Origin of the sequence: Streptomyces sp. NPDC020996, assembly GCF_040641355.1 — a bacterium.
Lineage (GTDB): Bacteria > Actinomycetota > Actinomycetes > Streptomycetales > Streptomycetaceae > Streptomyces.
The window spans coordinates 89,546-111,520 of record NZ_JBFADM010000016.1 but is presented as its reverse complement, the minus strand read 5'-3'; the positions used below and the strand labels follow the sequence as shown (position 1 = coordinate 111,520).

General features: G+C 70.8%; 18 protein-coding genes and 3 pseudogenes. 9 read left to right on the top strand and 12 right to left on the bottom strand.

Annotated features, from left to right (window positions below; all coding sequences use genetic code 11):
• The first annotated feature begins 114 nt into the window (after positions 1 to 114).
• Positions 115 to 1,878, top strand: a complete 1,764-nt coding sequence (aspS, locus tag AB0G63_RS14630) for an aspartate--tRNA ligase (RefSeq protein WP_360749545.1) — start codon at positions 115 to 117, stop codon at positions 1,876 to 1,878.
• A gap of 220 nt (positions 1,879 to 2,098) precedes the next feature.
• Positions 2,099 to 3,016, top strand: a complete 918-nt coding sequence (locus tag AB0G63_RS14625) for an intradiol ring-cleavage dioxygenase (RefSeq protein WP_360749542.1) — start codon at positions 2,099 to 2,101, stop codon at positions 3,014 to 3,016.
• A gap of 102 nt (positions 3,017 to 3,118) precedes the next feature.
• On the opposite strand, the gene AB0G63_RS14620 is transcribed toward AB0G63_RS14625, so the two are convergent.
• A complete protein-coding gene (locus tag AB0G63_RS14620; RefSeq protein ID WP_360749539.1) occupies positions 3,119 to 3,538 on the bottom strand; it encodes an arsenate reductase ArsC in 420 nt (139 codons plus the stop codon).
• Between the two features lie 174 nt (positions 3,539 to 3,712).
• On the opposite strand from AB0G63_RS14620, the gene AB0G63_RS14615 reads away from it, so the two are divergent.
• Entirely contained in the window at positions 3,713 to 4,021 is a 309-nt protein-coding gene (locus AB0G63_RS14615) for a metalloregulator ArsR/SmtB family transcription factor (RefSeq protein WP_360749536.1), read from the top strand.
• Positions 4,018 to 5,166 carry an ACR3 family arsenite efflux transporter gene (arsB, locus tag AB0G63_RS14610; RefSeq protein WP_360749533.1) on the top strand — a complete coding sequence of 383 codons (1,149 nt, stop codon included), beginning with the start codon at positions 4,018 to 4,020 and terminating at the stop codon, positions 5,164 to 5,166. The genes AB0G63_RS14615 and arsB overlap by 4 nt, the downstream gene beginning before the upstream one ends.
• 4 nt (positions 5,167 to 5,170) lie before the next feature.
• Here arsB and AB0G63_RS14605 read toward each other — a convergent pair.
• Both AB0G63_RS14605 and AB0G63_RS14600 read right to left on the bottom strand, forming a co-directional pair.
• Positions 5,171 to 5,527: pseudogene (locus AB0G63_RS14605) on the bottom strand (metalloregulator ArsR/SmtB family transcription factor); the annotation flags it as partial.
• Between the two features lie 111 nt (positions 5,528 to 5,638).
• Positions 5,639 to 6,259 carry a dihydrofolate reductase family protein gene (locus tag AB0G63_RS14600; protein WP_360749530.1) on the bottom strand — a complete coding sequence of 207 codons (621 nt, stop codon included), beginning with the start codon at positions 6,257 to 6,259 and terminating at the stop codon, positions 5,639 to 5,641.
• Positions 6,260 to 6,512: 253 nt separating this feature from the next.
• On the opposite strand from AB0G63_RS14600, the gene AB0G63_RS14595 reads away from it, so the two are divergent.
• Positions 6,513 to 7,931, top strand: coding sequence for an NAD(P)-binding domain-containing protein (locus AB0G63_RS14595; protein WP_360749527.1), 1,419 nt, complete (start codon positions 6,513 to 6,515; stop codon positions 7,929 to 7,931).
• 652 nt (positions 7,932 to 8,583) lie between these two features.
• On the opposite strand, the gene AB0G63_RS14590 is transcribed toward AB0G63_RS14595, so the two are convergent.
• Positions 8,584 to 9,246, bottom strand: coding sequence for a hypothetical protein (locus tag AB0G63_RS14590; protein WP_360749524.1), 663 nt, complete (start codon positions 9,244 to 9,246; stop codon positions 8,584 to 8,586).
• A gap of 316 nt (positions 9,247 to 9,562) precedes the next feature.
• Between AB0G63_RS14590 and AB0G63_RS14585 the strand changes: the two genes are divergently transcribed.
• Complete coding sequence (locus AB0G63_RS14585) at positions 9,563 to 10,918, top strand: polysaccharide lyase family 1 protein (RefSeq protein ID WP_360749521.1); 1,356 nt, start codon at positions 9,563 to 9,565, stop codon at positions 10,916 to 10,918.
• A gap of 28 nt (positions 10,919 to 10,946) precedes the next feature.
• On the opposite strand, the gene AB0G63_RS14580 is transcribed toward AB0G63_RS14585, so the two are convergent.
• Positions 10,947 to 11,876: an alpha/beta hydrolase gene (locus AB0G63_RS14580; RefSeq protein WP_360749518.1), complete on the bottom strand. Its 930-nt coding sequence runs from the start codon at positions 11,874 to 11,876 to the stop codon at positions 10,947 to 10,949.
• Between the two features lie 111 nt (positions 11,877 to 11,987).
• Between AB0G63_RS14580 and AB0G63_RS14575 the strand changes: the two genes are divergently transcribed.
• Positions 11,988 to 12,434 carry a MarR family winged helix-turn-helix transcriptional regulator gene (locus AB0G63_RS14575; protein WP_360749515.1) on the top strand — a complete coding sequence of 149 codons (447 nt, stop codon included), beginning with the start codon at positions 11,988 to 11,990 and terminating at the stop codon, positions 12,432 to 12,434.
• 260 nt (positions 12,435 to 12,694) lie between these two features.
• Here the strand turns inward: AB0G63_RS14575 and AB0G63_RS14570 are convergent.
• The 3 genes and pseudogenes from AB0G63_RS14570 to AB0G63_RS14560 all read right to left on the bottom strand — a co-directional run.
• Positions 12,695 to 13,271 (bottom strand): annotated as a pseudogene (locus AB0G63_RS14570) (DUF6879 family protein); the annotation flags it as partial.
• A 240-nt stretch (positions 13,272 to 13,511) separates the two neighbouring features.
• Positions 13,512 to 13,781 (bottom strand): annotated as a pseudogene (locus AB0G63_RS14565) (hypothetical protein); the annotation flags it as partial.
• A gap of 61 nt (positions 13,782 to 13,842) precedes the next feature.
• The gene (locus AB0G63_RS14560) at positions 13,843 to 14,775 is read right to left on the bottom strand and encodes a helix-turn-helix domain-containing protein (RefSeq protein WP_360749512.1); all 933 of its coding nucleotides are present in this window, start codon (positions 14,773 to 14,775) and stop codon (positions 13,843 to 13,845) included.
• Positions 14,776 to 15,199: 424 nt separating this feature from the next.
• On the opposite strand from AB0G63_RS14560, the gene AB0G63_RS14555 reads away from it, so the two are divergent.
• Both AB0G63_RS14555 and AB0G63_RS14550 read left to right on the top strand, forming a co-directional pair.
• Positions 15,200 to 16,075, top strand: coding sequence for a helix-turn-helix transcriptional regulator (locus AB0G63_RS14555; protein WP_360749509.1), 876 nt, complete (start codon positions 15,200 to 15,202; stop codon positions 16,073 to 16,075).
• Positions 16,072 to 16,281: a DUF397 domain-containing protein gene (locus AB0G63_RS14550; protein WP_360749507.1), complete on the top strand. Its 210-nt coding sequence runs from the start codon at positions 16,072 to 16,074 to the stop codon at positions 16,279 to 16,281. The genes AB0G63_RS14555 and AB0G63_RS14550 overlap by 4 nt, the downstream gene beginning before the upstream one ends.
• A gap of 49 nt (positions 16,282 to 16,330) precedes the next feature.
• Here the strand turns inward: AB0G63_RS14550 and AB0G63_RS14545 are convergent, their stop codons facing one another.
• The 4 genes from AB0G63_RS14545 to AB0G63_RS14530 all read right to left on the bottom strand — a co-directional run bounded on the left by AB0G63_RS14545 (position 16,331) and on the right by AB0G63_RS14530 (position 21,788).
• A complete protein-coding gene (locus AB0G63_RS14545; protein ID WP_360749504.1) occupies positions 16,331 to 16,759 on the bottom strand; it encodes a hypothetical protein in 429 nt (142 codons plus the stop codon).
• On the bottom strand, positions 16,756 to 17,679 hold the full coding sequence (locus AB0G63_RS14540) for a hypothetical protein (protein WP_360749501.1): 924 nt from the start codon (positions 17,677 to 17,679) through the stop codon (positions 16,756 to 16,758). The genes AB0G63_RS14545 and AB0G63_RS14540 overlap by 4 nt, the downstream gene beginning before the upstream one ends.
• Before the next feature lie 178 nt (positions 17,680 to 17,857).
• Positions 17,858 to 19,573 carry a methionine--tRNA ligase gene (metG, locus tag AB0G63_RS14535; protein WP_360749626.1) on the bottom strand — a complete coding sequence of 572 codons (1,716 nt, stop codon included), beginning with the start codon at positions 19,571 to 19,573 and terminating at the stop codon, positions 17,858 to 17,860.
• Positions 19,574 to 19,733: 160 nt separating this feature from the next.
• Positions 19,734 to 21,788 (bottom strand): VWA domain-containing protein, encoded by a 2,055-nt coding sequence (locus tag AB0G63_RS14530; protein ID WP_360749498.1) that lies wholly within the window; start codon positions 21,786 to 21,788, stop codon positions 19,734 to 19,736.
• Positions 21,789 to 21,975: the final 187 nt, after the last annotated feature.

Sequence of the window (21,975 nt, the reverse complement as noted above, 5' to 3'; positions counted from 1 at the left end):
GCCACCGATCGTCTCGTTTTCGGTCGTGGGAAGGCGATCTCGGGGTCCCCGGTAGGCTTGGAAGGAGTTTCACGTGAAACATGCCCCCGATCCGCGAAGGCTGGATGAACGACGATGCATCGGTACAGGTCCCACACCTGCGGCGAGCTCCGCGCCTCTGACGTCGGCACCGACGTCCGGCTGAGTGGCTGGCTGCACAATCGGCGCGACCTGGGCGGCATCCTCTTCATCGATCTGCGGGACCACTACGGCATCACGCAGCTCGTGGCGCGCCCCGGGACGCCCGCGTACGAGGCCCTCGACAAGCTCTCCAAGGAGACCGTCGTCCGCGTCGACGGCAAGGTCGTCTCCCGCGGCACCGAGAACGTCAACTCCGACCTGCCGACCGGCGAGGTCGAGGTCGAGGTCGGCGAGGTGGAGGTGCTGGGCGCGGCCGCCCCGCTCCCCTTCACGATCAACACCGAGGACGGCGTCAACGAGGAGCGGCGCCTGGAGTACCGCTTCCTGGACCTGCGCCGCGAGCGCATGCACCGCAACATCATGCTGCGCACGGCGGTCATCTCGGCCATGCGGCACAAGATGACGGCGATGGGCTTCAACGAGATGGCGACGCCGATCCTGTCCGCCACCTCCCCCGAGGGCGCCCGCGACTTCGTCGTCCCCTCCCGCCTCAACCCGGGCAAGTTCTACGCCCTCCCGCAGGCGCCGCAGCAGTTCAAGCAGCTGCTGATGATCTCCGGCTTCGACCGCTACTTCCAGATCGCGCCCTGCTTCCGCGACGAGGACGCCCGCGCCGACCGCTCGCCGGGCGAGTTCTACCAGCTCGACATCGAGATGTCCTTCGTCGAGCAGGAGGACATCTTCCAGCCGGTCGAGAAGCTGATGACCGAGCTGTTCGAGGAGTTCGGCGACGGCCGGCACGTGACGTCCCCGTTCCCGCGGATCCCGTTCCGCGAGGCGATGCTGAAGTACGGCTCCGACAAGCCGGACCTGCGCGCCAAGCTGGAGCTCGTCGACATCACCGACGTGTTCGAGGGCTCGGAGTTCAAGGCGTTCGCGGGCAAGCACGTGCGCGCGCTGCCGGTGCCGGACGTGTCGGCGCAGCCCCGGAAGTTCTTCGACCAGCTCGGTGAGTTCGCCGTCTCGCTGGGCGCCAAGGGCCTGGCCTGGGTGCGGGTGGCCGAGGACGGCTCGCTGACCGGCCCGATCGCGAAGTTCCTCACCGAGGAGAACGTCGCCGAGCTGACCAAGCGCCTGTCGCTGGCGGCCGGGCACGCGGTGTTCTTCGGCGCGGGCGAGTTCGACGAGGTCTCCAAGGTCATGGGCGCGGTGCGGGTCGAGGCCGCGCGGCGCGCCGGGCACTTCGAGGAGGGCGTCTTCCGGTTCTGCTGGATCGTCGACTTCCCGATGTACGAGAAGGACGAGGACACGGGGAAGATCGACTTCTCGCACAACCCCTTCTCGATGCCGCAGGGCGGCCTGGAGGCGCTGGAGACCCAGGACCCGCTGGACATCCTGGGCTGGCAGTACGACATCGTCTGCAACGGCGTCGAGCTGTCCTCCGGCGCGATCCGGAACCACGAGCCGGAGATCATGCTGAAGGCGTTCGAGATCGCCGGTTACGACCGGGAGACGGTCGAGGAGAAGTTCGCCGGCATGCTGCGCGCCTTCCGCTTCGGCGCCCCGCCGCACGGCGGCATCGCGCCCGGCGTCGACCGCATCGTCATGCTGCTGGCCGACGAGCCGAACATCCGCGAGACCATCGCCTTCCCGCTCAACGGCAACGCCCAGGACCTGATGATGGGCGCGCCGACGGAGCTGGAGGAGGCGCGGCTGAGGGAGCTGCACCTCCAGGTGCGCAAGCCGCAGCCGAAGTAGGCGAAGCGGCGGAAGCGGCGGAAGCCCGCCGAAACGGCCGAGGCTGCTGAAGCGGGCGGAGCGGCCGAAGCGGGCGGAGCGGCCGAAGCCGCTGATGCAGGCACAGGCGGGCAGGAAGGGCTCGGAACCGGCGTCGGTTTCGAGCCCTTTCGCGTGCGCCCCCCGATTCACAGCTTCCTCCGATGTTCTCGCCGGTGGGCCGCCCTTACGGTCGCTGGTCATGACGGACACGCGAAACCCCGAAGACAGAGGGCAGTTGAAGCGCCGTACGGTCCTGGCGGCCGGCGGAGCGGCCGTGACCGCGGTGGGTGTGGGCGGCGCGTTCGCCGCGGGCGCCTCCGCGCAGGAGGAGACCGCGGCGGACGCCTGCTACACACTCACCTCGGAGCTGGTCGAGGGCCCGTACTACATCGACGCCGACAAGATCCGGCAGGACGTCACCGAGGACCAGGAGGGCATACCGCTCGCCCTCGCGCTGACGGTGATCGACGCGGAGACCTGCCGCCCGCTGCGGGACGCGGCCGTGGACATCTGGCACTGCAACGCGCTGGGCGTCTACTCCGGGTACGAGTCGAACGGCAGCGGCGGCGGGGGCGGCGGCCCCGCTCCGACGGACGCGCCCTCCGGCACCCCGACCGGGGAGCCGCCCTCCGGCCCGCCCGGCGGCGGGGGCGGCCACCAGGAGCCGACCGACGACGAGCGCTACCTGCGCGGCACCTGGCGCACCGACCGGCACGGCCGCGTCACCTTCCGGACCGTCTTCCCCGGCTGGTACCAGGGCCGCTGCGTGCACATCCACGTCAAGGTGCACGTGGACGGCGAGTGGAGTGACGCCGGTTACGAGGGCGGCCACACCTGCCACACGGGTCAGCTGTTCTTCGACGAGGCGTCGGTGCTGCTGACGGCGGACGAGGAGCCGTACTCCACCAACGCCGCCGCCCGCACCCCCCTCGACGAGGACACCATCTACCCGGGCAACGGCCACGAGGGCGGCCTGCTGTACCTCAGGTACGACCGCCGGCACATCGCCCGGGGCGTGCACGCGCGCCTGACGCTGGGCGTCGAACCGGACGCGACGCACGACGGCCAGGACAGCCCGCCGCAGCCGACCGCCTCCGCTTCCGCCTCCGCCTCGTAGCGCACGTCGGCCGTCCGCCTCCGCCGTGTCGTGGACTTCGGCCGTCCGCCCCTTCGGACTCTGCGGCCGGTTCCCGCTCCGGCTCAGCCCTCCCGCTCCGGCTCAGCCCTCCCGCTTGGCGTCGATCTCGGCGATGAGGGCCTCGACTCGGGCCTTGATCTGGTCGCGGATGGGGCGGACGGCCTCGACGCCCTTGCCCGCCGGGTCCTCCAGCGCCCAGTCGAGGTACTTCTTGCCGGGGAAGACGGGGCAGGCGTCGCCGCAGCCCATGGTGATGACGTAGTCGGACGCCTGGACGGCCTCGGTGGTCAGGATCTTCGGCCTGGCCGTGGAGATGTCGACGCCGGCCTCCTTCATGGCCTCCACCGCGGCCGGATTGACCTGGTCGCCGGGGACGGAACCGGCGGACCGCACCTCGATCCGGTCGCCCGCGAGGTGGTGGAGGAATCCGGCGGCCATCTGGGAGCGCCCGGCGTTGTGCACGCAGACGAACAGCACGGAGGCGAGCGGGCTGGAGGACATCGGCTCTTTCCTTCGTCGGTGGGGCGGGCGGTCGTGGATCCTCATGGTCACCACGGCTCACCGCGGCTCACCATGGCTCACCAGGGCTCACCATGGCTCACCAGGGATCTTCGTGGATCCTCATGGATCATCCCTGACTGGTATCAGTCTGAAGTGATGTGACAGTATCAGTACATGATGACGTCAGCCGACGCTGATCTGATCCGGGTTCTGGCCGACCCGCTCAGGCTGCGGATCGTGACCCTGCTGGCCCGCGAGACGCTGTGCACCACCCACCTGGTGGAGGAGACCGGTGCGCGGCAGACCAACCTCTCCAACCATCTGAAGGTGCTGCGCGAGGCGGGTGTCGTGGAGACGGAGCCGTGCGGCCGGTACACGTACTACCGGCTGCGTCCGGACGTCATCGACCGGCTGGCCGGGCAGTTCGCCGGCCTGGCCGCGTCCGCCCGCAACGCCGCCGAGATCAAGAGGGCCTGCCCGTGAACAGCACCGGAACCACGCCGCCCGGGGAGTCCTCGGTCGTCGCGAGGCTGTCGACGCTCGACCGCTTCCTCGCCGTGTGGATCCTGGCCGCCATGGCCGCCGGCCTCGGCCTGGGACGGGCGATCCCCGGCCTGAACGACGCCCTCGCCAAGGTCGAGATCGGCGGGATCTCCCTGCCCATCGCCCTCGGCCTGCTGGTCATGATGTACCCGGTCCTGGCCAAGGTCCGTTACGACAAGCTCGACGCGGTCACCGGCGACCGCCGGCTCATGGTGCCGTCGCTGGTCGTCAACTGGCTCGTCGGCCCGGCCGTCATGTTCGCGCTGGCGTGGATCTTCCTGCCCGACCTGCCCGAGTACCGCACCGGCCTGATCATCGTCGGGCTCGCCCGCTGCATCGCCATGGTCATCATCTGGAACGACCTCGCGTGCGGGGACCGCGAGGCCGCCGCCGTCCTCGTCGCCCTCAACTCCGTCTTCCAGGTCCTCGCCTTCGGGCTGCTCGGCTGGTTCTACCTCGACCTGCTGCCCGGCTGGCTGGGCCTGGGCGGCGGCGAGCGCCTGGACATATCCATGGGGAAGATCGCGCTGAACGTCGTCATCTTCCTCGGCATCCCCCTGGTGGCCGGCTTCCTCACCCGCCGCCTCGGCGAGCGAAGGCTGGGCCGCGAGGCGTACGAGAGCAGGTTCCTGCCGAAGATCGGCCCGTGGGCGCTGTACGGGCTGCTGTTCACGATCGTGATCCTCTTCGCCCTCCAGGGGAAGACGATCACCTCCCAGCCCCTGGACGTGGCCCGCATCGCGCTGCCGCTGCTGGCCTACTTCGCGATCATGTGGTTCGGCACCTTCGCCCTGGGCAAGGCCCTCGGCCTCCCCTACGACCGCACCGCCACCCTCGCCTTCACCGCCGCCGGCAACAACTTCGAGCTGGCCATCGCGGTCGCGATCGCCACCTTCGGCGTCACCTCGGGGCAGGCCCTGTCCGGTGTGGTCGGGCCGCTGATCGAGGTCCCGGTGCTGGTGGCGCTGGTGTACGTCTCCCTGGCCTGGCGGCGGAGGTTCAGCGCGGACCGGCGGACCGGGCAGGGCCAGGGGCCGGGGCAGGGGCCGGCATCGGCGTCCGCGTCCGCGTCGCGGGAGAACTGACACCGGTCAGCAGCCTGCCCATGGCGGCCAGCACGGACGGCTCGACGCGGTAGTACACCCAGGTGCCGCGCCGCTGCGAGCTGAGCAGCCCGGCCTCCTTCAGCTTCTTCAGGTGGTGCGACACCGTCGGCTGGGACACGCCGACGTCGGAGATGTCGCACACGCACGCCTCGCCGCCGTCGTGCGAGGCCACCGCGGAGAACAGCCGCAGCCGCACCGGGTCACCGAGCGCCTTGAACATCCGGGCGGCCGTCTCCGCCTCCTCCGCGGTGAACGGACGCTCGGTGAGCGGCGGGCAGCAGGGTTCCGCGGCCTCGGCGGAGGCGGATTCCAGCAGCGGCAGCACCTCGGTGTTCGACATGCGTCTATGTTGACACATGTCGAACCAGCGGGAGGGTGGCAAGGTTCTGGTGTCCTGGCGCAGGCCGCTACGGTCCGGCTGGGGGCCGCCGCATCACGCGTCCGGACGGCATCACAGGGATTCGTCGCCGCCGACCTTCCCCTTGGCCTCGTCGTAACCGGCCTTGGCGGGCGCCTCGGCCGGTGCGTAGATCACGCGGATCACACCGGTCGGGAACGTCTCGGTCGCCGTCACGCGCAGGTGGTACGGCGCGCCGCCCTCATCGAACAGCTTGCGGCCCTTGCGCGCCGCCACCGGGTGCACCAGCAGGCGCAGTTCGTCGATCAGCCCTGCGGCGAGGAGCTGCTGCACGACCGAGAGCGACCCGGGGACGAGGATGCCCCGGACGCCGGTGTCGGTCTTCAGTGCGGCGACGGCGTCGACGAGGTCGCCCTTGATCAGCTCGGAGTTGCGCCAGGTGAACTCCTGCGGCCGGCGCGAGACGACCACCTTGCGCATGTCCCCGAGCTGCTTCGCGAACGGCGCGTCCTCCCCGCCCGCGGCCTCGCGGCCGGGCCAGGCGCCGGCGAAGCTGTCGTAGGTCTCGCGGCCGATGAGCAGCACGTCGGAGGTTGCGTAGTCCTCGGTGACGGCGCGGCCCATGTTCTCGTCGAAGTACGGGAAGTGCCAGTCCGGGTCGATCTCGGCCACGCCGTCGGCCGAGATGAACAGGGTGGAGATGACCTTCGCCATGTGATGACTCCTTCGCTTCGAGTGGTGTCAGCGGGTAGACCGGCGCACCACGCCGAACTCATCGGGCCGGCGAGACGATGTGCTCCGGGGAGAGAGGCGGGATTTCGTCCGCTGCCCACGATCTACTGGCGGCCGGTGCCTGAGCCAGGACATCGGGGCCGGAAAGCGGCGTGTCGGGGCCCTGAATTCGATAAACGTCTATGTTGACGCTTGTCGAATCAGGTGCCATGCTGGCCGCGCAAGCCATCGACGCATGTCGAAGCAAAGGGGAAATCTCGTGGTCGTGCCCATCAACAGCGTCTCCGGTGCCGACCGGCTGCCCGTCGTGGTCGTCGGAGCCGGCCCGGTCGGACTGGCCGCCGCCGCCCATCTCCTCGAGCGCGACATCGACCCGCTGGTCCTGGAAGCCGGACCGTCCGCCGGCACCGCCGTACGCGACTGGGCGCACGTACGACTGTTCTCCCCCTGGGCCGAGGTGATCGACCCCGCCGCCGAGAAGCTGCTCGCCCCCACCGGCTGGATCCGCCCCGACGGCGCCGCGTACCCGACCGGCGGCGACTGGGCGCGGCAGTACCTTCAGCCGCTCGCCGACGTCCTGGGCGACCGGGTCCGCTACGGCGCCGCGGTCACCGGCGTCGCCCGCGCCGGCCGGGACCGCGTCGTCGATTCCGGCCGCGACGAGCAGCCGTTCACCGTGCACGTCCGCACCGCGGACGGCGGCGAGGAGCGGATCACCGCCCGCGCCGTCGTCGACGCCTCCGGCACCTGGTCCACGCCCGGCCCGATGGGCGGCGACGGCCTGCCCGCGCTCGGCGAGGCGGCGGCCGCCGACCGGATCTCCCACCGCATCCCCGACCTCGCCGACCCGGCCGTCCGCGCCCGGTACGCGGGCCGCCGCACCGCCGTCGTCGGCTCGGGCGCCTCCGCCTTCACCGCCCTGGCCCAGCTCGCCGACCTGGCCGAGCAGGCGGAGGGCACGCACGCGGTGTGGATCCTGCGCCGGGGCATCGGCACGGACACCTACGGCGGCGGCGAGGCCGACCAGCTCCCCGCGCGCGGCGCGCTGGGCCTGCGGGCCAAGGCCGCCGTGGAGAACGGGCACGCGAGCGCGGTCACCGGCTTCCGCACCGCGGCCGTAGAGCGCGCCGACGACGGCGGCCTGGTCCTGGTGTCCGAGGACGGCCGCCGCCTCGACCCCGTCGACGAGGTGATCGTCCTGACCGGCTTCCGCCCGGACCTGTCCTTCCTGACCGAGATCCGCCTGCACCTCGACGAGCGGCTCCAGGCCCCGGCCGCGCTGGCCCCGCTCATCGACCCGAACGTGCACTCCTGCGGCACGGTCTACCCGCACGGCGTGAACGAGCTCTCCCACCCCGAACACGACGTCTACCTGGTCGGCATGAAGTCCTACGGCCGCGCCCCGACGTTCCTCGCCCTCACCGGCTACGAGCAGGTCCGCTCCGTCGCCGCCGCGATCGCCGGGGACCGGGAGGCCGCCGAGCGCGTCGAACTGGTCCTCCCGGAGACGGGGGTGTGCGGCGGCGCCGGTCTGTTCGACGAGCCGGACGGCGCCGGTCAGTCCGGCGGCGGCTGCTGCGCCGCCCCCGCCACCCTCCAGATCGGGCTCGGCGCCCCGGCCGCGCCTTCCGACACCGCCTCCGGCGGCTGCTGAAACCGCCTGCCCGCCCGCCCGGCCGTTGCCTGCCCGCCTCACCGCGTTCGCACAGCGAGCGCGAGGCCGCCGCACAGCGGCCCGGCGTGTCATGGGGGAGTGACATCGCAGGCGAGGAGGACACCATGGGGTACGCGATCGCACTCTCGGCGCTGCTGGTCGTCGGGGCGGCGGGCCTCGCCGTCGCCGCACGGCGCCGCCCGTTCAGCAGGCCAGGGAGCGCATCCGACCCGTCCGGCACGCCCGGGCGCTCCGGGCATTCCCGGCACTCCGGGTTGTCCGGCCTGGACGCCGAAGCGGAGGCCAACCGCTGGCTGATCCGGCTCGGCGGCAGCCTGGTCCCGCCGGACGCGCGGACCTGGGCGGGCGCGGACGAGACGGCGGGCCAGGCGCTGACCCGGGCGGCGCAGTGCCACCGCACGGCCCGGGACCGGCTCGCCGCCGCCCGCACGACGGCGGAGTACGACGAGGTGACGCGGACGGCGCGCGAGGGGCTCCGGCACCTGAGCGCGGCCCGCACGGCGCTGGGGCTCACGCCGGACCCCGATCGGTCGCCCGGCCTCCAGTCCTCCGGCCTCCAGTCCTCCGGCGGCCGGTCCCCCGGTGTTCAGTTCCCCGGCGGCCGGTCCCCCGGCGTTCAGTCCCCCGGTGTTCAGTCCTCCGGCTCGTCCGGGGACGCGCCGTCCTCCAGCAGCCGTTCGGCGATGTCCGTGGACCACGCCAGTGCCCAGCCGCGCAGCTCCGTGATCTCCTCCTCGGCCAGGCCGTACGCGGTGAACGCCGAGTCCGGGTAGTAGTCGCCGCCCTCCAGGCGGGCCCGCAGGGTGGGCAGGTCGAAGTCGTCCCGGGCGTGGCGGCGGCCCAGTTCCTCCAGGCCGGGGTGGGTGAAACGGGCGGCGGCCGCCCTCGCGTCGATCAGGTCGACGGCCAGCCCCCGGTCGTACAGGGCCCGGATCTTGGTGCCGACCGCGTCCTCCAGGCAGAGCGCCGGTCCGTACGCCGTCAGGACGGGCGGGCTCCAGAAGGTCTCCTTGTGCAGGGCGAGCGCCAGCGGGGAGGCGGGGCCGCCGGCCCGTGGGCCCGGCACCGACAGGCGGGCGGAGAGCGGGTCGGTGTCCTGGACGGTCACTTCGCGGCCCCGGGCGGACAGTGCCTCGGCGAGCGCGCCCGCGATGCGGTCCATCGGCTCGGTGCTCTCGGTCGCCAGGTCGACGTTCGCATGCGGGCGCTGGAGCAGTCCGTGCGCCTGGAGGGAGTAGCCGCCCGCCAGGGCCAGCTGGGCGGGCACGTGCGGCACGCCTGTCGAGTGTGACATGTCCGGCACGTTCACGGCGAAGACGTCGGCGAGGAGACGCAGGTGAGGTTCGGTCAGGTTCGGCAGGTTCACTCGGCGGCCTGAGGGGCGGGGACGACAGGGAAGGTGGAGCCTAGCGGGCGGCGCTGGGCGGCAGGGGACGACATTCCCGAACGGCCGCCGGGGACGTCACCCACCCCCCTCGGCGGGCGTCCCGAAAAACTTCCCCGCCCACGGCAACCTTTCTTCCCCCGGCGACCACTGACGGGACGTAAGCCCCCTCACCGGAGCTTCACCACCCCAGCACGTGAAGTACGAGCACGTAAGGAATCCCCCCGTGGCAAAGCCCTCGCAGCGTCCCTCGCACCGCCGGTCCCTCCGCAGGCGGCGCGCCCTGGTCGTCACCGCCGCCGCCGTGGTCGCCGGTGCCGGTGCCGGCTTCGTCGTGATGAACGCGAACGCCGGCACCACCGACCTGTACCACCAGACGCTCCCCGCCAAGGACGGCTGGGCATCCTCCGGCACGGGGACGACCGGTGGCGCGAAGGCCGACGCGGCGCACACCTTCACCGTCAGCACCCGCGCCGAGCTGGTGAAGGCGCTGGGCTCCGTCTCCGACACCACGCCCCGCATCATCAAGGTCACCGGGACCATCGACGCCAACACCGACGACTCCGGCAAGAAGCTGACCTGCGCCGACTACTCCTCGGGCACCGGCTACTCCCTCTCGGCCTACCTCAAGGCCTACGACCCCGCCACCTACGGCACCTCCAAGCTGCCCTCCGGCACGCAGGAGAACGCGCGGGCCGCCGCCCAGGCCAAGCAGGCCAAGAACATCACCTTCAAGGTGCCGGCCAACACCACCATCGTCGGCGTGCCCGGCACCAAGGCCGGGATCACCGGCGGCATGCTGCAGATCCAGAACGTGGACAACGTCATCGTCCGCAACCTCACCTTCGCCGCCACCGAGGACTGCTTCCCGCAGTGGGACCCGACCGACGGCTCCAGCGGCAACTGGAACTCCAACTACGACGCGGTCACCCTGCGCGGCGCGAGCCACGTCTGGGCCGACCACAACACCTTCACCGACGCGCCCCACTTCGACAGCGCGAACCCGAAGTACTTCGGCCGTGAGTACCAGATCCACGACGGTCTGCTCGACATCACCAAGGGCTCGGACCTGGTGACCGTGGAGCGCAACCAGTTCACCAACCACGACAAGACGATGCTCATCGGCAGCAGCGACACCGACAGCGTCGGCAAGCTGCGGGTCTCCATCCACCACAACGTGTGGCAGGGCATCGTGCAGCGCGCCCCGCTGACCCGGATCGGCCAGGTGCACATCTACAACAACCTGTACGACACCGCGACCGTCAACGGCTACGCGCTCCAGTACAGCATCAACTCCCGCGCCAAGGCGCAGGTCGTGGCCGAGGGCAACTTCTGGAAGATCCCGTCCTCCCAGAAGATCTCCAAGCTCCTCAGCGGCGACGGCACGGGCTCCGTCGCCGGCAGCGGCAACCTCGTCAACGGCACGGAGACCGACCTCGTGGCGGCTTACAACGCCGCGAACTCGAAGAAGATCAAGACGACGGTGAACTGGACGCCGACCCTCACGGCGGGCCTGGAGACGTCGGCGAAGAACCTCGCGACGGAACTGCCGACGACGACGGGCGCCGGGGTCCTGAAGTAATTCGGAACCAGTTCGGAACCAGTTCGGACTAGTACGACGAAGCCTGACGGCCGGCGTCCGGGTGCCCGGCGCGCAGGTGGCCGGTGAGGAAGCGGGCGGCGCGGTCGAGTGCGGCGTCCGCCTCGTCGAGGCGGCCGTAGTGGAGCTGGAAGACGTGCGGGAGGCCGGGCCCGACTTCCAGCGTGACCTCGACGTCGTCCGCGCCCGCCCGGCCGGCCAGCCGGACCGCGTCGTCGAGCAGCAGCTCGTTCGCGCCGACCTGGACGAGCAGCGGTGGCAGTCCGGTGAGGTCGGCGAACACCGGGCTGGCCAGGGGATGCGCCCGGTCGCCCGCGCCGACGTAGAGATCGGCGTAGGCGCGTATGTCGGCCTCGGTGAAGACGGGGTCGGCGTCCTCCTTGGAACGGATGGTTCCGCCGGCGAGGGTGAGGTCGGCCCAGGGGGAGAAGACGACCACGGCGGCGGGCTGCGGCAGTCCGGCCTCCCGGGCCGCGAGCAGCGTGGCGATGCTCAGTCCGCCACCGGCGGAGTCACCGGCCATGACGAGGTCCTGGGGGTCGGTACCCGTCGCCAGCAGCTCGCGGTAGGCCGCGAGCCCGTCGTCGACGGCTGCGGGGAAAGGGTGCTCGGGTGCCAGCCGGTAATCCACCGACACCGCTCGCAGCCCGGCGCGCCGGGCCAGTTCCCCGACCAGCCCCGCATGGGTGTCCGGTGAGCCGATGACGTAGCCGCCGCCGTGCAGGTAGAGCAGTCGGCCGGGGCCGGAGACTCCGGCCGGCTCCAGCTCCAGGGCCGGCCGCCCGCCCAGGACGGTCCTGCGGGTGGCCGTGCCCTCCGGCGCGGGGCGGGTGATGGCTGCGGCGAAACCGCTGCGCTGCTCCTCGGGAGTGGGCCGCGTCCCGCCGCGAGGGACGGAACGGAGTATGGCGTCCAGGGCGTCGCGCTGCTGTCGGGACATGTCGGGCCTCCACGGGTCGGGCGGGATGCGAGGATTGATTCCTGGGAATCCATCTGCCTGGCCAACCTGATTCCGAGGAAGATGATTCCCAGGAATCTATTGGAGGTCATTGTGAGCCACGTCACCCCGGTCTTCATCGACCTCGTCCGCGTCGAGACCCGGCTCTACAACGCGGTGAGCGCCCGGCTGCGCGCCGAACAAGGTCTGGGGCTGGGGCAGTTCGAGTTCCTGGAGATCATCGACCGCGTGCCGGGGTGCCGCGTGCTCGACATCGTCGGCGAACTGGCGATCACCGTGGGAGCCGTCAGCAAGGCGGTCGACCGGCTGGTGGCCGCGGGCTGGTGCCTGCGGGTCGCGCACCCCCAGGACCGCCGCTCGTCCGTCCTCCGTCTCACACCCGAGGGGGAGAAGCGGTTGGCCGCGTCCCGTCCCATCGTCGAAGCCGAACTCCTCTCACTGACCGAGGCGGTTCCCCCCGACGACCTGACCCGCATCGCCTCGACCCTGGCCACCCTCCGCGCCACGCTCGAAGCCGGCTCCCACGGCCGACCGGGCTGAGGGGGCATGACGGTGAGGTCGGTCACGGAGAGCAGTCCATGCGGGCTGACTTGGGCCATCCCGTGACGGCGGCACCAAGTGCAGGTTCTCCAGTCCCGGACGGAAGCCGGCCCACCCCGGGTCACGCTTCGGCCCGGTCCGCGGCGGACTCCGCGCCCTCGGCGAAGAGGTCGTCGACGCTCTCCACGTGGGGTGTCCGGTCCAACCAGCGGTTGAGCAGGTCGAGGTCGGTGCAGCCGGCGATGCGGTCCCGGGCTTTGCTAGGAGTCGGCGCCGAGTCGCGCCGCGAACTCGTCGTACGGCACGGACCCGTGCACCGCTGCGTCGCGGACCTGGCAGTAGCGCAGGACCTCGGCAGGGTCCGTGATGACCTCGACGTCGTGGAAGGTGTCCTCGTCATCGAAGCGCAGCACGGCCACCAGCCGACTGTCGAAGATCCAGAAGTCTTCGGCGGGCAGCCGGAGCCGCTCCGCGTCCTCGCGCCACAGGTTCCGCACGTCCTCGGCCCGTGGCCGCGTTGCACTTCGCATGGTCGAGCAGGAACAACTGCCCCTCGGTCGGCGGGTTGTCGACGACGCGTACCCGCCCCACGTACTTGCCGTCGGCCGTCTGCCGGCGGATGTTCACCCACCACTCGCTGTCGAGGTCGCACGGGGCCGTGCCGGTCGAGAGGAACTCCGCGTACCCGGGGTCCTCCCGGTCCGAGGCATAGCCCCGCCGTGTCTCCAGGTGCCAAGCCGAGTGCTCGAAAGTCTCGAAGAGCCGCCCGAACTCCGCCAGGCCGATCAGCTTGGGCACGCGGGTGACCTCCTTGGGCCCGTGACTGACGAGCAGTTCTCCCTGACCGGCGTACTCACGTGCTGCGGCGAGAAAGACCGCCTTGTGCTCGGCTTCGATCTCCGCATCGTCGCGTTCCTCCGTGCCCATCTCGATGAGGAGACGTGCTGCCCTCCCGGCAGCCACCGGGTTGTCCCTCACGAACGCGCGTCTGCGTTCCCGCCGGCTCTCGGCGTACATCGCGCTACCTCCCCGGAGGCCGGTCCGCGTACCGGTCGGCCTCGCTGCCATCGTCTGGGGCTACTCGTCCGCGAAGACGTCTTCGGCCGTCGGGGCCGTGACAGCCCGACGGTGCCAATGGCGCAGGATTTCGGGGTCGCCACAGCCGGTGATGCGTTCCCGGACGGCTTCGGGGACATTGATGCCGCGCACTTCCAGGACGTCCGAGATGTCCTCGGCGGCGCCTCGTGCTTCGCCCTCGGCGCGGATTTCCTCGGAGAGGGGTGACTTGTAAAAGGAGAGGTCCACGGCCACCAGTTTCCTCCACAGTCGTGCGGCCGGGTGTTCACCTGGAAGGGTGAAGGCGGCTGGCGGACTGATTACCGGCGGGCGCCGGATGCCGGGCGACTCGTCAGGTGGTCGTGGGCACCGGTTCCCGGCGTTCGAGGCAGTCGCGGCAGTGGTGTGGGTCGGGGCCTCGGTAGCCGCGGTCGCAGGAGTCGCAGTTGCGGAGCGGGTGCCGGACGGGCGGGGTCGGGTCGGTCGGTTCGGGGATGCGGAGTGGCGGCAGCGGTGGGAGCTGGGCGGTGAGGCGGTGGGCCAGGAAGGCGGCCGGGCGGCGCAGGGGCTCCGCGGGAAGGTCGTCGGTCAGGGCGTGGCGTACGGCGGTGGGGGTGAGGTCGCGTTCCAGCCAGGCGACGACGCCGGGCGCGAGGTGTTCGGCGTCGGTGGCGGAGAGCAGCAGGCGGGGGTCCTTGCGGCGCAGGCCGGCGAGGATCTCGGTGGCCGTCTGGAGAAGGGCGGGGGAGCTGTACGCGGGCTTCGGGACGGCGGGGAGGGCGCGGCGGCGTGGGGGTTCCTGCTGCGGGGCGGTGGCCGCGCGGCGGGCCGGGGGCCTGGGCGGTGTCCCTTCGGGCGCGTCGCGGTCGTGGTCGCGGTGGCGGCCGGGCTGGTTGCAGGAGACGGTGCGGGTGACGATCCGGCCGGTCGGGGTGCGTTCGCGGGTACGGCTCAGGTAGCCGTGGTCCTCCAGCTCGCTCAGGGCGTCGGCGATCCGGGTCCGGCCCTCGGGGAAGCGGTCGGCGAGGGTCTTGATGTCGACGGGGGTGCCGGCGGGGACCGACTGGATGTACACCGCCAGCCCGATGGCGAGCGCCGACAGCTCGGGGTGCTGGGCGAGGTGGTTGCCGATGACCGTGAAGCGGGTGGTGTGGCGGGTGTTGTCGTGGATGACGCCGCCGGGGTGCGCGTTCGTGTGCGTGCGCCGAGTCCGCCGGAGCGGGTGGTTTTCGCCGCCGTTACGGGACTGGGCGCGCGGGGGCGCGCTAGTGTTTTGGGTATCCATCGGGAAGGGGCTTTCTTCCTTGGTGGTCAGGCCCTCGCACTGGGATGCCAGTCCCGGCGAGGGCCGTTGCATGTCTGGGGGTTGTTTTCGTGCCGCTTGGTGGAGCGTAAGGCAGACAACCGGGGACGAATCCAGCTCAGTTGGTGATGTTCACTCGGGGGAGTGAGCGTGCGCCGTGGGCGGGAGGGGTGGGGCTTGGTGGGGTTCTTTCCCTCTCGTGGTCCTTGGGAAAGACCGCCTGCGGCACCGGAGCACACGCGGTCGGGTTCCGGTGCGGGTGCCGCTGCCATGGGTGGATTTTCGCTGTTCAGCGACGGAGCGAGGCCGCGCGTGCTTACCGTGGGCAGTGACAGTGCCGACACGTAGGGTGACTGAACTTGCGTGCGGAGGCGCTGCGGCACGGCGGTACGACGGAGGGTGCGGGATGTCGGTCGACGGAGAGGCGCGGCGGGTCGCGGGTGAGGCGGAGGAGCCGGGGTGGGAGGTGGACCCGGACGATGAGTGGGGAGTGGCCGTCATCACCACCGTGGGGCGGCAGTTGAAGCTGCGGCGGGAGGCGGTGGGGATGCGTGCCGCCGACTTTGCGGTGGCGGTCGGGTACGGGGAGGACCTTGTCTACAAGGTCGAGGGTGGCAAGCGGATTCCCCGACGCGAGTACCTGGACAAGGCCGACGAGGTGTTGAACGCGGGCGGGCTCATCTCGGCCGCCTGGGAGGACGTGAAGAAGGTCCGGTATCCAAAGAACGTTCGGAAACTGGCCAAGTTGGAATCGCAGGCGGTAGAGGTCGGCATCTACGAAAGCAACGGCATCAACGGCCTCTTGCAGGTTCCTGACCATGCGAGAGCGCTGTTCAAGGCCATGCAACCTCCGTACTCGCCGGACGAAGTGGAGCGCATGGTGGCCGCGCGCGTGGCTCGTGCGTCGATCTACGAGCGTTCGCCCGCGCCCGCGCTCAGTTTCGTCCTGGAAGAGGCGGCTCTGCGCCGTCCGATCGGGGGCACAATGGTGCGGCGTCAGCAGCTCGAACGTCTGTTGCAGGTGGGTGGGCTACACAATGTCGTCCTTCAGGTGATGCCGTTGAACTGCGAGACCCACTCCGGTATGGACGGCAAGATCGAGCTCCTGAAGTTCGCTGATGGTTCGGTCGTTGGTCGCTCCGATGGCGCGTTCAACGGTCGGCCGACCTCGGATCCCAAACACCTGCGGATCCTTGAGCTGCGGTATGGCACCATCCGGGCTCAGGCGCTCTCGCCACGGGAGTCGCTGGCCTTCATCGAGCAACTGCTGGGAGAGACATGATCCGCAAGACCACTGCTGGGGAAACCTCCGAGCTGGCGTGGTTCAAGAGCAGCTACAGCAGCGGCAACGACGGCAACTCCTGCGTCGAGCTTGCCGTCACCCCCGGCACCGTGCACGTCCGCGACTCCAAGAACATAGGCGGCGCGCAAATCGCGCTCGGCCGCGACGCGTGGGCGGAGTTCGTGGCCTACGCCTCGGCAAGCTGAACGGCCCGGGGGCAGCTCGCCCCCGGGCCGCTCGGCGCACGCGACAGCCCTACTCGTTGCTCGCCAGGTCGGGGGTCACCAGTTCCTCCGACGTGCTTGCTGTGACGGCGCGGTCCAGGTAGCGGGTGAGAGCATCCGGGTCCGGACACATGGAGAGGTAGCGGTAGATCTCCTTGCGTACGTTGATGTCACGCACTTCCAGAACCCGCAGGACCGCCCCGCCCCACGCCGCGGTGTATCCGGCGGCGTAGCCCCGGACCCAGTCCTCGTCCTCGTGATCCTCGTCGGTCCGCTTGTCCAGACCGGCCCGGATGCGGGCCATGTCCTGGAGGGAGACGGAGCCTTTTTGTCTCAGGTCCTCCAACCCGACACGGAAGTCGGCGAGTACGAGTTCGGGCGGTACGCCCAGGCCCAGGGCCAGGGAGTTCATCCGGAGCAGGTCGAACAGCTCCGGTGATGCGTCCAGATCGTCGATCACGTTCGCGCCTCGGGTCCCGTTTCGGTTCGGTCCGCAGTGGTCTCCGCGCCCTCGGCGAAGAGTTCGTCGATGCTGCGCACGTGGGGCGTCCGGTCCAGCCAGCGGTTGAGGAGGTCGAGGTCGGTGCAGTCGGCGATGCGGTCCCGGGCCGCCTTGGGGACGGAGATGCCCCGTGCTTCGAGGAAACGGAGGATGGCCTTGGCTTCGCCCTCGGCCTGGCCTTCCAGGTAGGTCTCCTCCAGAAGGGTGCCCCGGCCGGGGAAGAAGTTGGTGAAACTCATCAGCTTTCTCCATGTCTCTCGGGCCGGAGTGTCTCCCAGGCCGATCTCCAGTAGGCCGCTGAAGTACAGGGCGGTCTGCGGGTCTGCCTCCTGCAGGGCGCCGAGCAGGGCCTCCAGTATGGCTCTGGACTCCGGATTCTTGCTATGCGTGATGGCGGAGAACGTCGCCATCGCCAGGTTCCGCGCGGCTGTCCGCCGGTCGGTGATCACCGGTACGTTGGCCGGGCTCAGGACCAGGGGATGGGTGCAGTGGGTGGTCCACCCTCCCACCTCGCAGGTGAACGGTCCGGTCGCCCACCGCGCCGTACACAGGTCGGTGCAGGTGATGAGCAGCAGCACCGGAAGGCTGAACTTCTCGTGCAGATACGCCACGTAGTACGACCAGCTCGTCGCCTTGCGATTGTCGCGCTTGCGCTGTGTCTCGATGGCGAGCAGGAAGGCGTTCCCGTCGGACGGTTCGACGCGCAGGACCGTGTCCACGCGTCTCTCCAGAGGCTGGATCTCCGTTACGTCGGCGCTGAGGACCGACACCGAGGCCTTCGCGGACATCGGGACCCCGAGGAGGTCGAAGACGGGAGTGAGGAGTTCCGGTCTGTCCTGGAAGATCCGGTGAGACGCCTCGTGGGTGGATGTGACCATGCAGTCACCGTAGGTGGATCAAGAGGCGGGGCGAACCCGCGGTGGGAATGGTTCACTCGTTCGGGGAAGGCGGAAACGTTCACCCTTCCTCGGCCGGTTCCTGGGAACGCGCAGCGGCCCGGAAACGGGTGATTTCCGGGCCGCTGTTGCTGTGCGGGGAGGTCGTGCCTGGCTGCTGTTACTGGTCCTCGCCGCCGAAGCGCTCCTTGTATGTCTCCAGGTCCTCGTCCGTCAGCTTGGCGAACAGGACCGGCGGGACGGTGAAGGCGGTGCCGGCCGGGACGGAGGTGAGGGCCTTCGCCTCGTCACGGGTGACCCAGCTCGCGGTGTCGTCCGCCAGGGAGAACACCTCACGCATCGCCTTCGACGTCGTCGGGATGAGGGGCTCGGAGACCACCGAGTAGAGGTGGATGAGGTTCATCGCCGTGCGGAGGGTGAGGGCGGCGCCCTCCTTGTCCGTCTTGATCTCCAGCCAGGGGGCCTTCTCCTCGAGGTAGGAGTTGCCCGCGGACCACAGGGCGCGCAGCGCGGCGGCCGCCTTGCGGAACTGGAGTGCCTCCAGCTGCTCCTCGTACTCGGCGAGGAGGCGTGCGATCTCCGTGCCGAGCTTCGCCTCGGCCTCGCCCGGCTCGCCGCCCGCCGGGACCTCCTCGCCGAACCGCTTCTTCGAGAAGGACAGCACGCGGTTGACGAAGTTGCCGAGCGTGTCGGCCAGGTCCTTGTTCACCGTGGCGGTGAAGTGCTCCCAGGTGAAGGAGGAGTCGTCCGACTCGGGAGCGTTGGCGATCAGGAAGTAGCGCCAGTAGTCGGCGGGCAGGATGTCCAGCGCCTGGTCGGTGAAGACGCCCCGCTTCTGCGAGGTGGAGAACTTGCCGCCGTAGTACGTCAGCCAGTTGAACGCCTTGACGTAGTCGACCTTCTTCCACGGCTCGCGGACCCCGAGCTCCGTGGCCGGGAACATCACCGTGTGGAAGGGGACGTTGTCCTTCGCCATGAACTCGGTGTAGCGGACCTCGGTGTCGACGTCGTACCACCAGGACCGGTAGTCGCGGTTCTCCGGGTCCTGGTCGGCCCACTCCTTCGTCGCGCCGATGTACTCGATCGGGGCGTCGAACCAGACGTAGAAGACCTTGCCCTCGGCCGCCAGCTCCGGCCAGGTGTCGGCCGGCACCGGCACGCCCCAGTCCAGGTCGCGGGTGATCGCGCGGTCGTGCAGGCCCTCGTTCAGCCACTTGCGGGCGATGGAGGCGGCGAGCTGCGGCCACTCCTCCTCGTGCGCGGCGACCCACTCCTCGACCTCGTGCTGGAGCTTGGACTGCAGCAGGAAGAGGTGCTTGGTCTCGCGGACCTCCAGGTCCGTGGAGCCGGAGATCGCGGAACGCGGGTTGATCAGGTCCGTCGGGTCCAGGACGCGCGTGCAGTTCTCGCACTGGTCGCCGCGGGCCTTGTCGTACCCGCAGTGCGGGCAGGTGCCCTCCACGTAGCGGTCGGGGAGGAAACGGCCGTCGGCGGGCGAGTAGACCTGGCGGATCGCCCGCTCCTCGATGAAGCCGTTCTCGTTCAGGCGGCGGGCGAAGTGCTGGGTGATCTCGACGTTCTCGGGGCTGGAGCTGCGGCCGAAGTAGTCGAAGGCCAGCGCGAAGCCGTCGTAGACCGCCTTCTGCGCGTCGTGCGCCTGCGCGCAGAACTCGTCGACCGGCAGGCCCTGCTCCTTCGCCGCCAGCTCCGCCGGGGTGCCGTGCTCGTCCGTCGCGCAGATGTACAGCACGTCGTGGCCGCGCTGGCGCAGGTAACGGGAGTAAACGTCCGCCGGGAGCATGGACCCCACCATGTTGCCCAGGTGCTTGATCCCGTTGATGTACGGAAGGGCGCTGGTGATGAGGTGTCGAGCCATCGGGGGCTGCTCCCAGGTCGGGGGTTTCACGAACCTTGAAATCGTAGCCGACATGGGTGGGCCGCCCGCTTCCCGTTTTGCAGGGTGGGAAGGGGCGGCCCGTGGCGGTCCGGGTGGTCCCGGTGGGGGCTGGAGAGGGCCCGCGGGGTTCGCGCGGTGGCTACGGGCGCCAGGCCGCGAGGACTCCTTCGTAGAGCTCGGCGTCCGTCAGCTCGCGCGGGGCCGGGCCCGCGTGGAAGAAGGACGTGTTGTCGGTCTTCAGCTTGCGGAGGTAGTCGAACGCCTTGTTGTCGTGCTCGCCGAAGGCGACGAAGGAGAAGAACACGGTGGGGTGGTTCTTCGCCGCGTCCGTGAGGGACTGGGTGGCGGGGGTCTTCGCGTCGGGAGCGCCGTCCGTCTGGAAGACGACCAGGGCCGGGGCCTTCGGCTCGGCGGCGTTCTTCTCGTGGTGGGCGACGACCGCCTCGACGGCCGCGTGGTAGCTGGTACGGCCCATGCGGCCGAGGCCCGCGTGCAGTTCGTCGATCTTGTTCTCGTGGTCGGCGAGCGTGACGTCGGCGGTGCCGTCCAGCTCCGTGGAGAAGAAGACGACGTGGACCTTGGTGCCGGGGCCTGCCGGGTCGAGGTGGGCGGCGAGGGCGAGGGTCTGCTCGGCGAGGGCCTGCGCGGAGCCGTCCTTGTAGTACGGGCGCATCGACGCCGAGCGGTCGAGCACCAGGTACACGGAGGCGCGGGTACCGGCGAGACCCCGCGCGGCGAGCGCTTCGGCGGCGGCCCGGTAGGCGGAACCGAGGCCGACGGCTTCGGTGGCCTCGGTCTCGGCATCGGTGCCGGCATCGGTCACGGCATCGACATCGGCCTTGGGGGCAGCGCCTTCGGGGGCGGGGGCGGGGGCTTCCGCGGCGGCGGCCACGGCCTCGGGCTCGGGGGTGGGGGCGGGCTCCGGCTCGGGCTCGGCTTCGGCTTCGGGGGTGGGCTCGGGCTCGGCTTCGGCTTCGGGGGTGGGCTCGGGCTCGGGCTCGGGGGTGGACTCCGGGGCGGACTCGGCCTCGGGCTCGGCTACGGGAGCGGGGTCTGCGGGCTGCTCCGGCTCCGCGGCAGGCTCCGGCGCCTCGACGGCCTCGGGCTCGGAGGCCGTTTCAGCGGCGGGCTCGTGCTCGGCCTCGGCCGCGGGCTCCGGTTCCTCGGAGGTCGCCTCTGACGCGGGCTCGGCGGTCGCCTCGGTGGCCGGTTCGGGAGTCGCCTCGGGCTCCTCCTGCGCCGCCTCCGCCTCCGCGTCCGCCTCCGCCACCGTTTCGGTTTCCGGGGTGGGCTCCTCGGCGGTCGCCTGCGGCTCGGGCTCGGGCTCGGGCTCGGCGACGGGCTCGGCCTCTGCCTGCGGCTCGGGCTCGGGCCCGGCCTCCGCCTTTGCCTCGGCGACGGGCTCGGCCTCGGATTTTGCGGTCTCTTCGGCGGCCGGTGTGACCTCGGGCTCTGCGGCGGGCTCGGGCTCCGCCACCGCTTCCTCGGCTGCCGTCTTGGGTTCGTCAGCGTCGGCTGCCGCCGTCGCTTCGGGCTCGGGGGTGGCCTCGGCGGGCGGTTCGGGAGTCGCCTCGGGCTCCGCCTGCGCCGCCTCCGCCTCCGCCTCCGCGTCCGCCTCCGCCACCGTTTCGGTTTCCGGGGTGGGCTCCTCGGCCGTCGCCTGCGGCTCGGCCTCCGCCTCCGCCTCGGGCTTGTCCTCCGCCCGGGGCTCGGCCTCCGTCACTGTGGCCTCGTCGGCGGCCTCGGCCTCCTCCGCCGTACTGGGCTCCTCGGCGGTAACCGGCTCCTCGGCGGTAACCGGCTCCTCGGCGGTAACCGGCTCCTCCGCCGTCGGCTCGGTGGCCGGCTCCTCCACCGGGTCCGTCGCCGTCGGCTCGACGGCCGGCTCCTCCGGGTCCGTCGGCTTGGGGACCGTCACGTTGTCGAAGGCTGCCGCCACCAGGTCGTGCTCATCCCCGGTGTCCGGGGTCGACGACGAGCGGGGCTCCGGGACGCGGGCGGAGGCCGCGGGCTCGGGTTCGGGGGACGGGGAGGGGACCGTCGGCTGCTCTGCCTGCTCCGCCTGTCCCGCATCCACCTGCGTCGAAGCGGCCTCCGACGGCTGCGAGGAGGTACGGTCCGCACCCTCCGCCTCGGCCGCACGTTCCTTGCGTGATCGGCCGAAAGCGTTCCGCAGGAGAGTGAGAATGCCCATGTGCGCACCCCTTCGCGTAAGTTGTTGCCCGTCAATCCCTGGCCAGGACGGACACGTAAGGTTAGCCGCCCCGGAGGGCGATCTTGGGTAGGGGCGGGGGCCTGTGCCGGGCCCCGTGCCAAGTGCGCCTGAGGTGCCGGGGACTTCACTCTTCGTTCATGTCGCGGCAGTCCTCCCGCACATACGC

Excerpts from the sequence above, each read along its gene's own strand:
- aspS (WP_360749545.1), top strand. The coding sequence starts at position 115 with ATGCATCGGTACAGGTCCCACACCTGCGGCGAGCTCCGCGCCTCTGAC.
- AB0G63_RS14625 (WP_360749542.1), top strand. The coding sequence starts at position 2,099 with ATGACGGACACGCGAAACCCCGAAGACAGAGGGCAGTTGAAGCGCCGT.
- AB0G63_RS14620 (WP_360749539.1), bottom strand. The coding sequence starts at position 3,538 with ATGTCCTCCAGCCCGCTCGCCTCCGTGCTGTTCGTCTGCGTGCACAAC.
- AB0G63_RS14615 (WP_360749536.1), top strand. The coding sequence starts at position 3,713 with ATGATGACGTCAGCCGACGCTGATCTGATCCGGGTTCTGGCCGACCCG.
- AB0G63_RS14600 (WP_360749530.1), bottom strand. The coding sequence starts at position 6,259 with ATGGCGAAGGTCATCTCCACCCTGTTCATCTCGGCCGACGGCGTGGCC.
- AB0G63_RS14595 (WP_360749527.1), top strand. The coding sequence starts at position 6,513 with ATGTCGAAGCAAAGGGGAAATCTCGTGGTCGTGCCCATCAACAGCGTC.
- AB0G63_RS14590 (WP_360749524.1), bottom strand. The coding sequence starts at position 9,246 with ATGTCACACTCGACAGGCGTGCCGCACGTGCCCGCCCAGCTGGCCCTG.
- AB0G63_RS14580 (WP_360749518.1), bottom strand. The coding sequence starts at position 11,876 with ATGTCCCGACAGCAGCGCGACGCCCTGGACGCCATACTCCGTTCCGTC.
- AB0G63_RS14560 (WP_360749512.1), bottom strand. The coding sequence starts at position 14,775 with ATGGATACCCAAAACACTAGCGCGCCCCCGCGCGCCCAGTCCCGTAAC.
- AB0G63_RS14555 (WP_360749509.1), top strand. The coding sequence starts at position 15,200 with ATGTCGGTCGACGGAGAGGCGCGGCGGGTCGCGGGTGAGGCGGAGGAG.
- AB0G63_RS14550 (WP_360749507.1), top strand. The coding sequence starts at position 16,072 with ATGATCCGCAAGACCACTGCTGGGGAAACCTCCGAGCTGGCGTGGTTC.
- AB0G63_RS14540 (WP_360749501.1), bottom strand. The coding sequence starts at position 17,679 with ATGGTCACATCCACCCACGAGGCGTCTCACCGGATCTTCCAGGACAGA.
- metG (WP_360749626.1), bottom strand. The coding sequence starts at position 19,573 with ATGGCTCGACACCTCATCACCAGCGCCCTTCCGTACATCAACGGGATC.
- AB0G63_RS14530 (WP_360749498.1), bottom strand. The coding sequence starts at position 21,788 with ATGGGCATTCTCACTCTCCTGCGGAACGCTTTCGGCCGATCACGCAAG.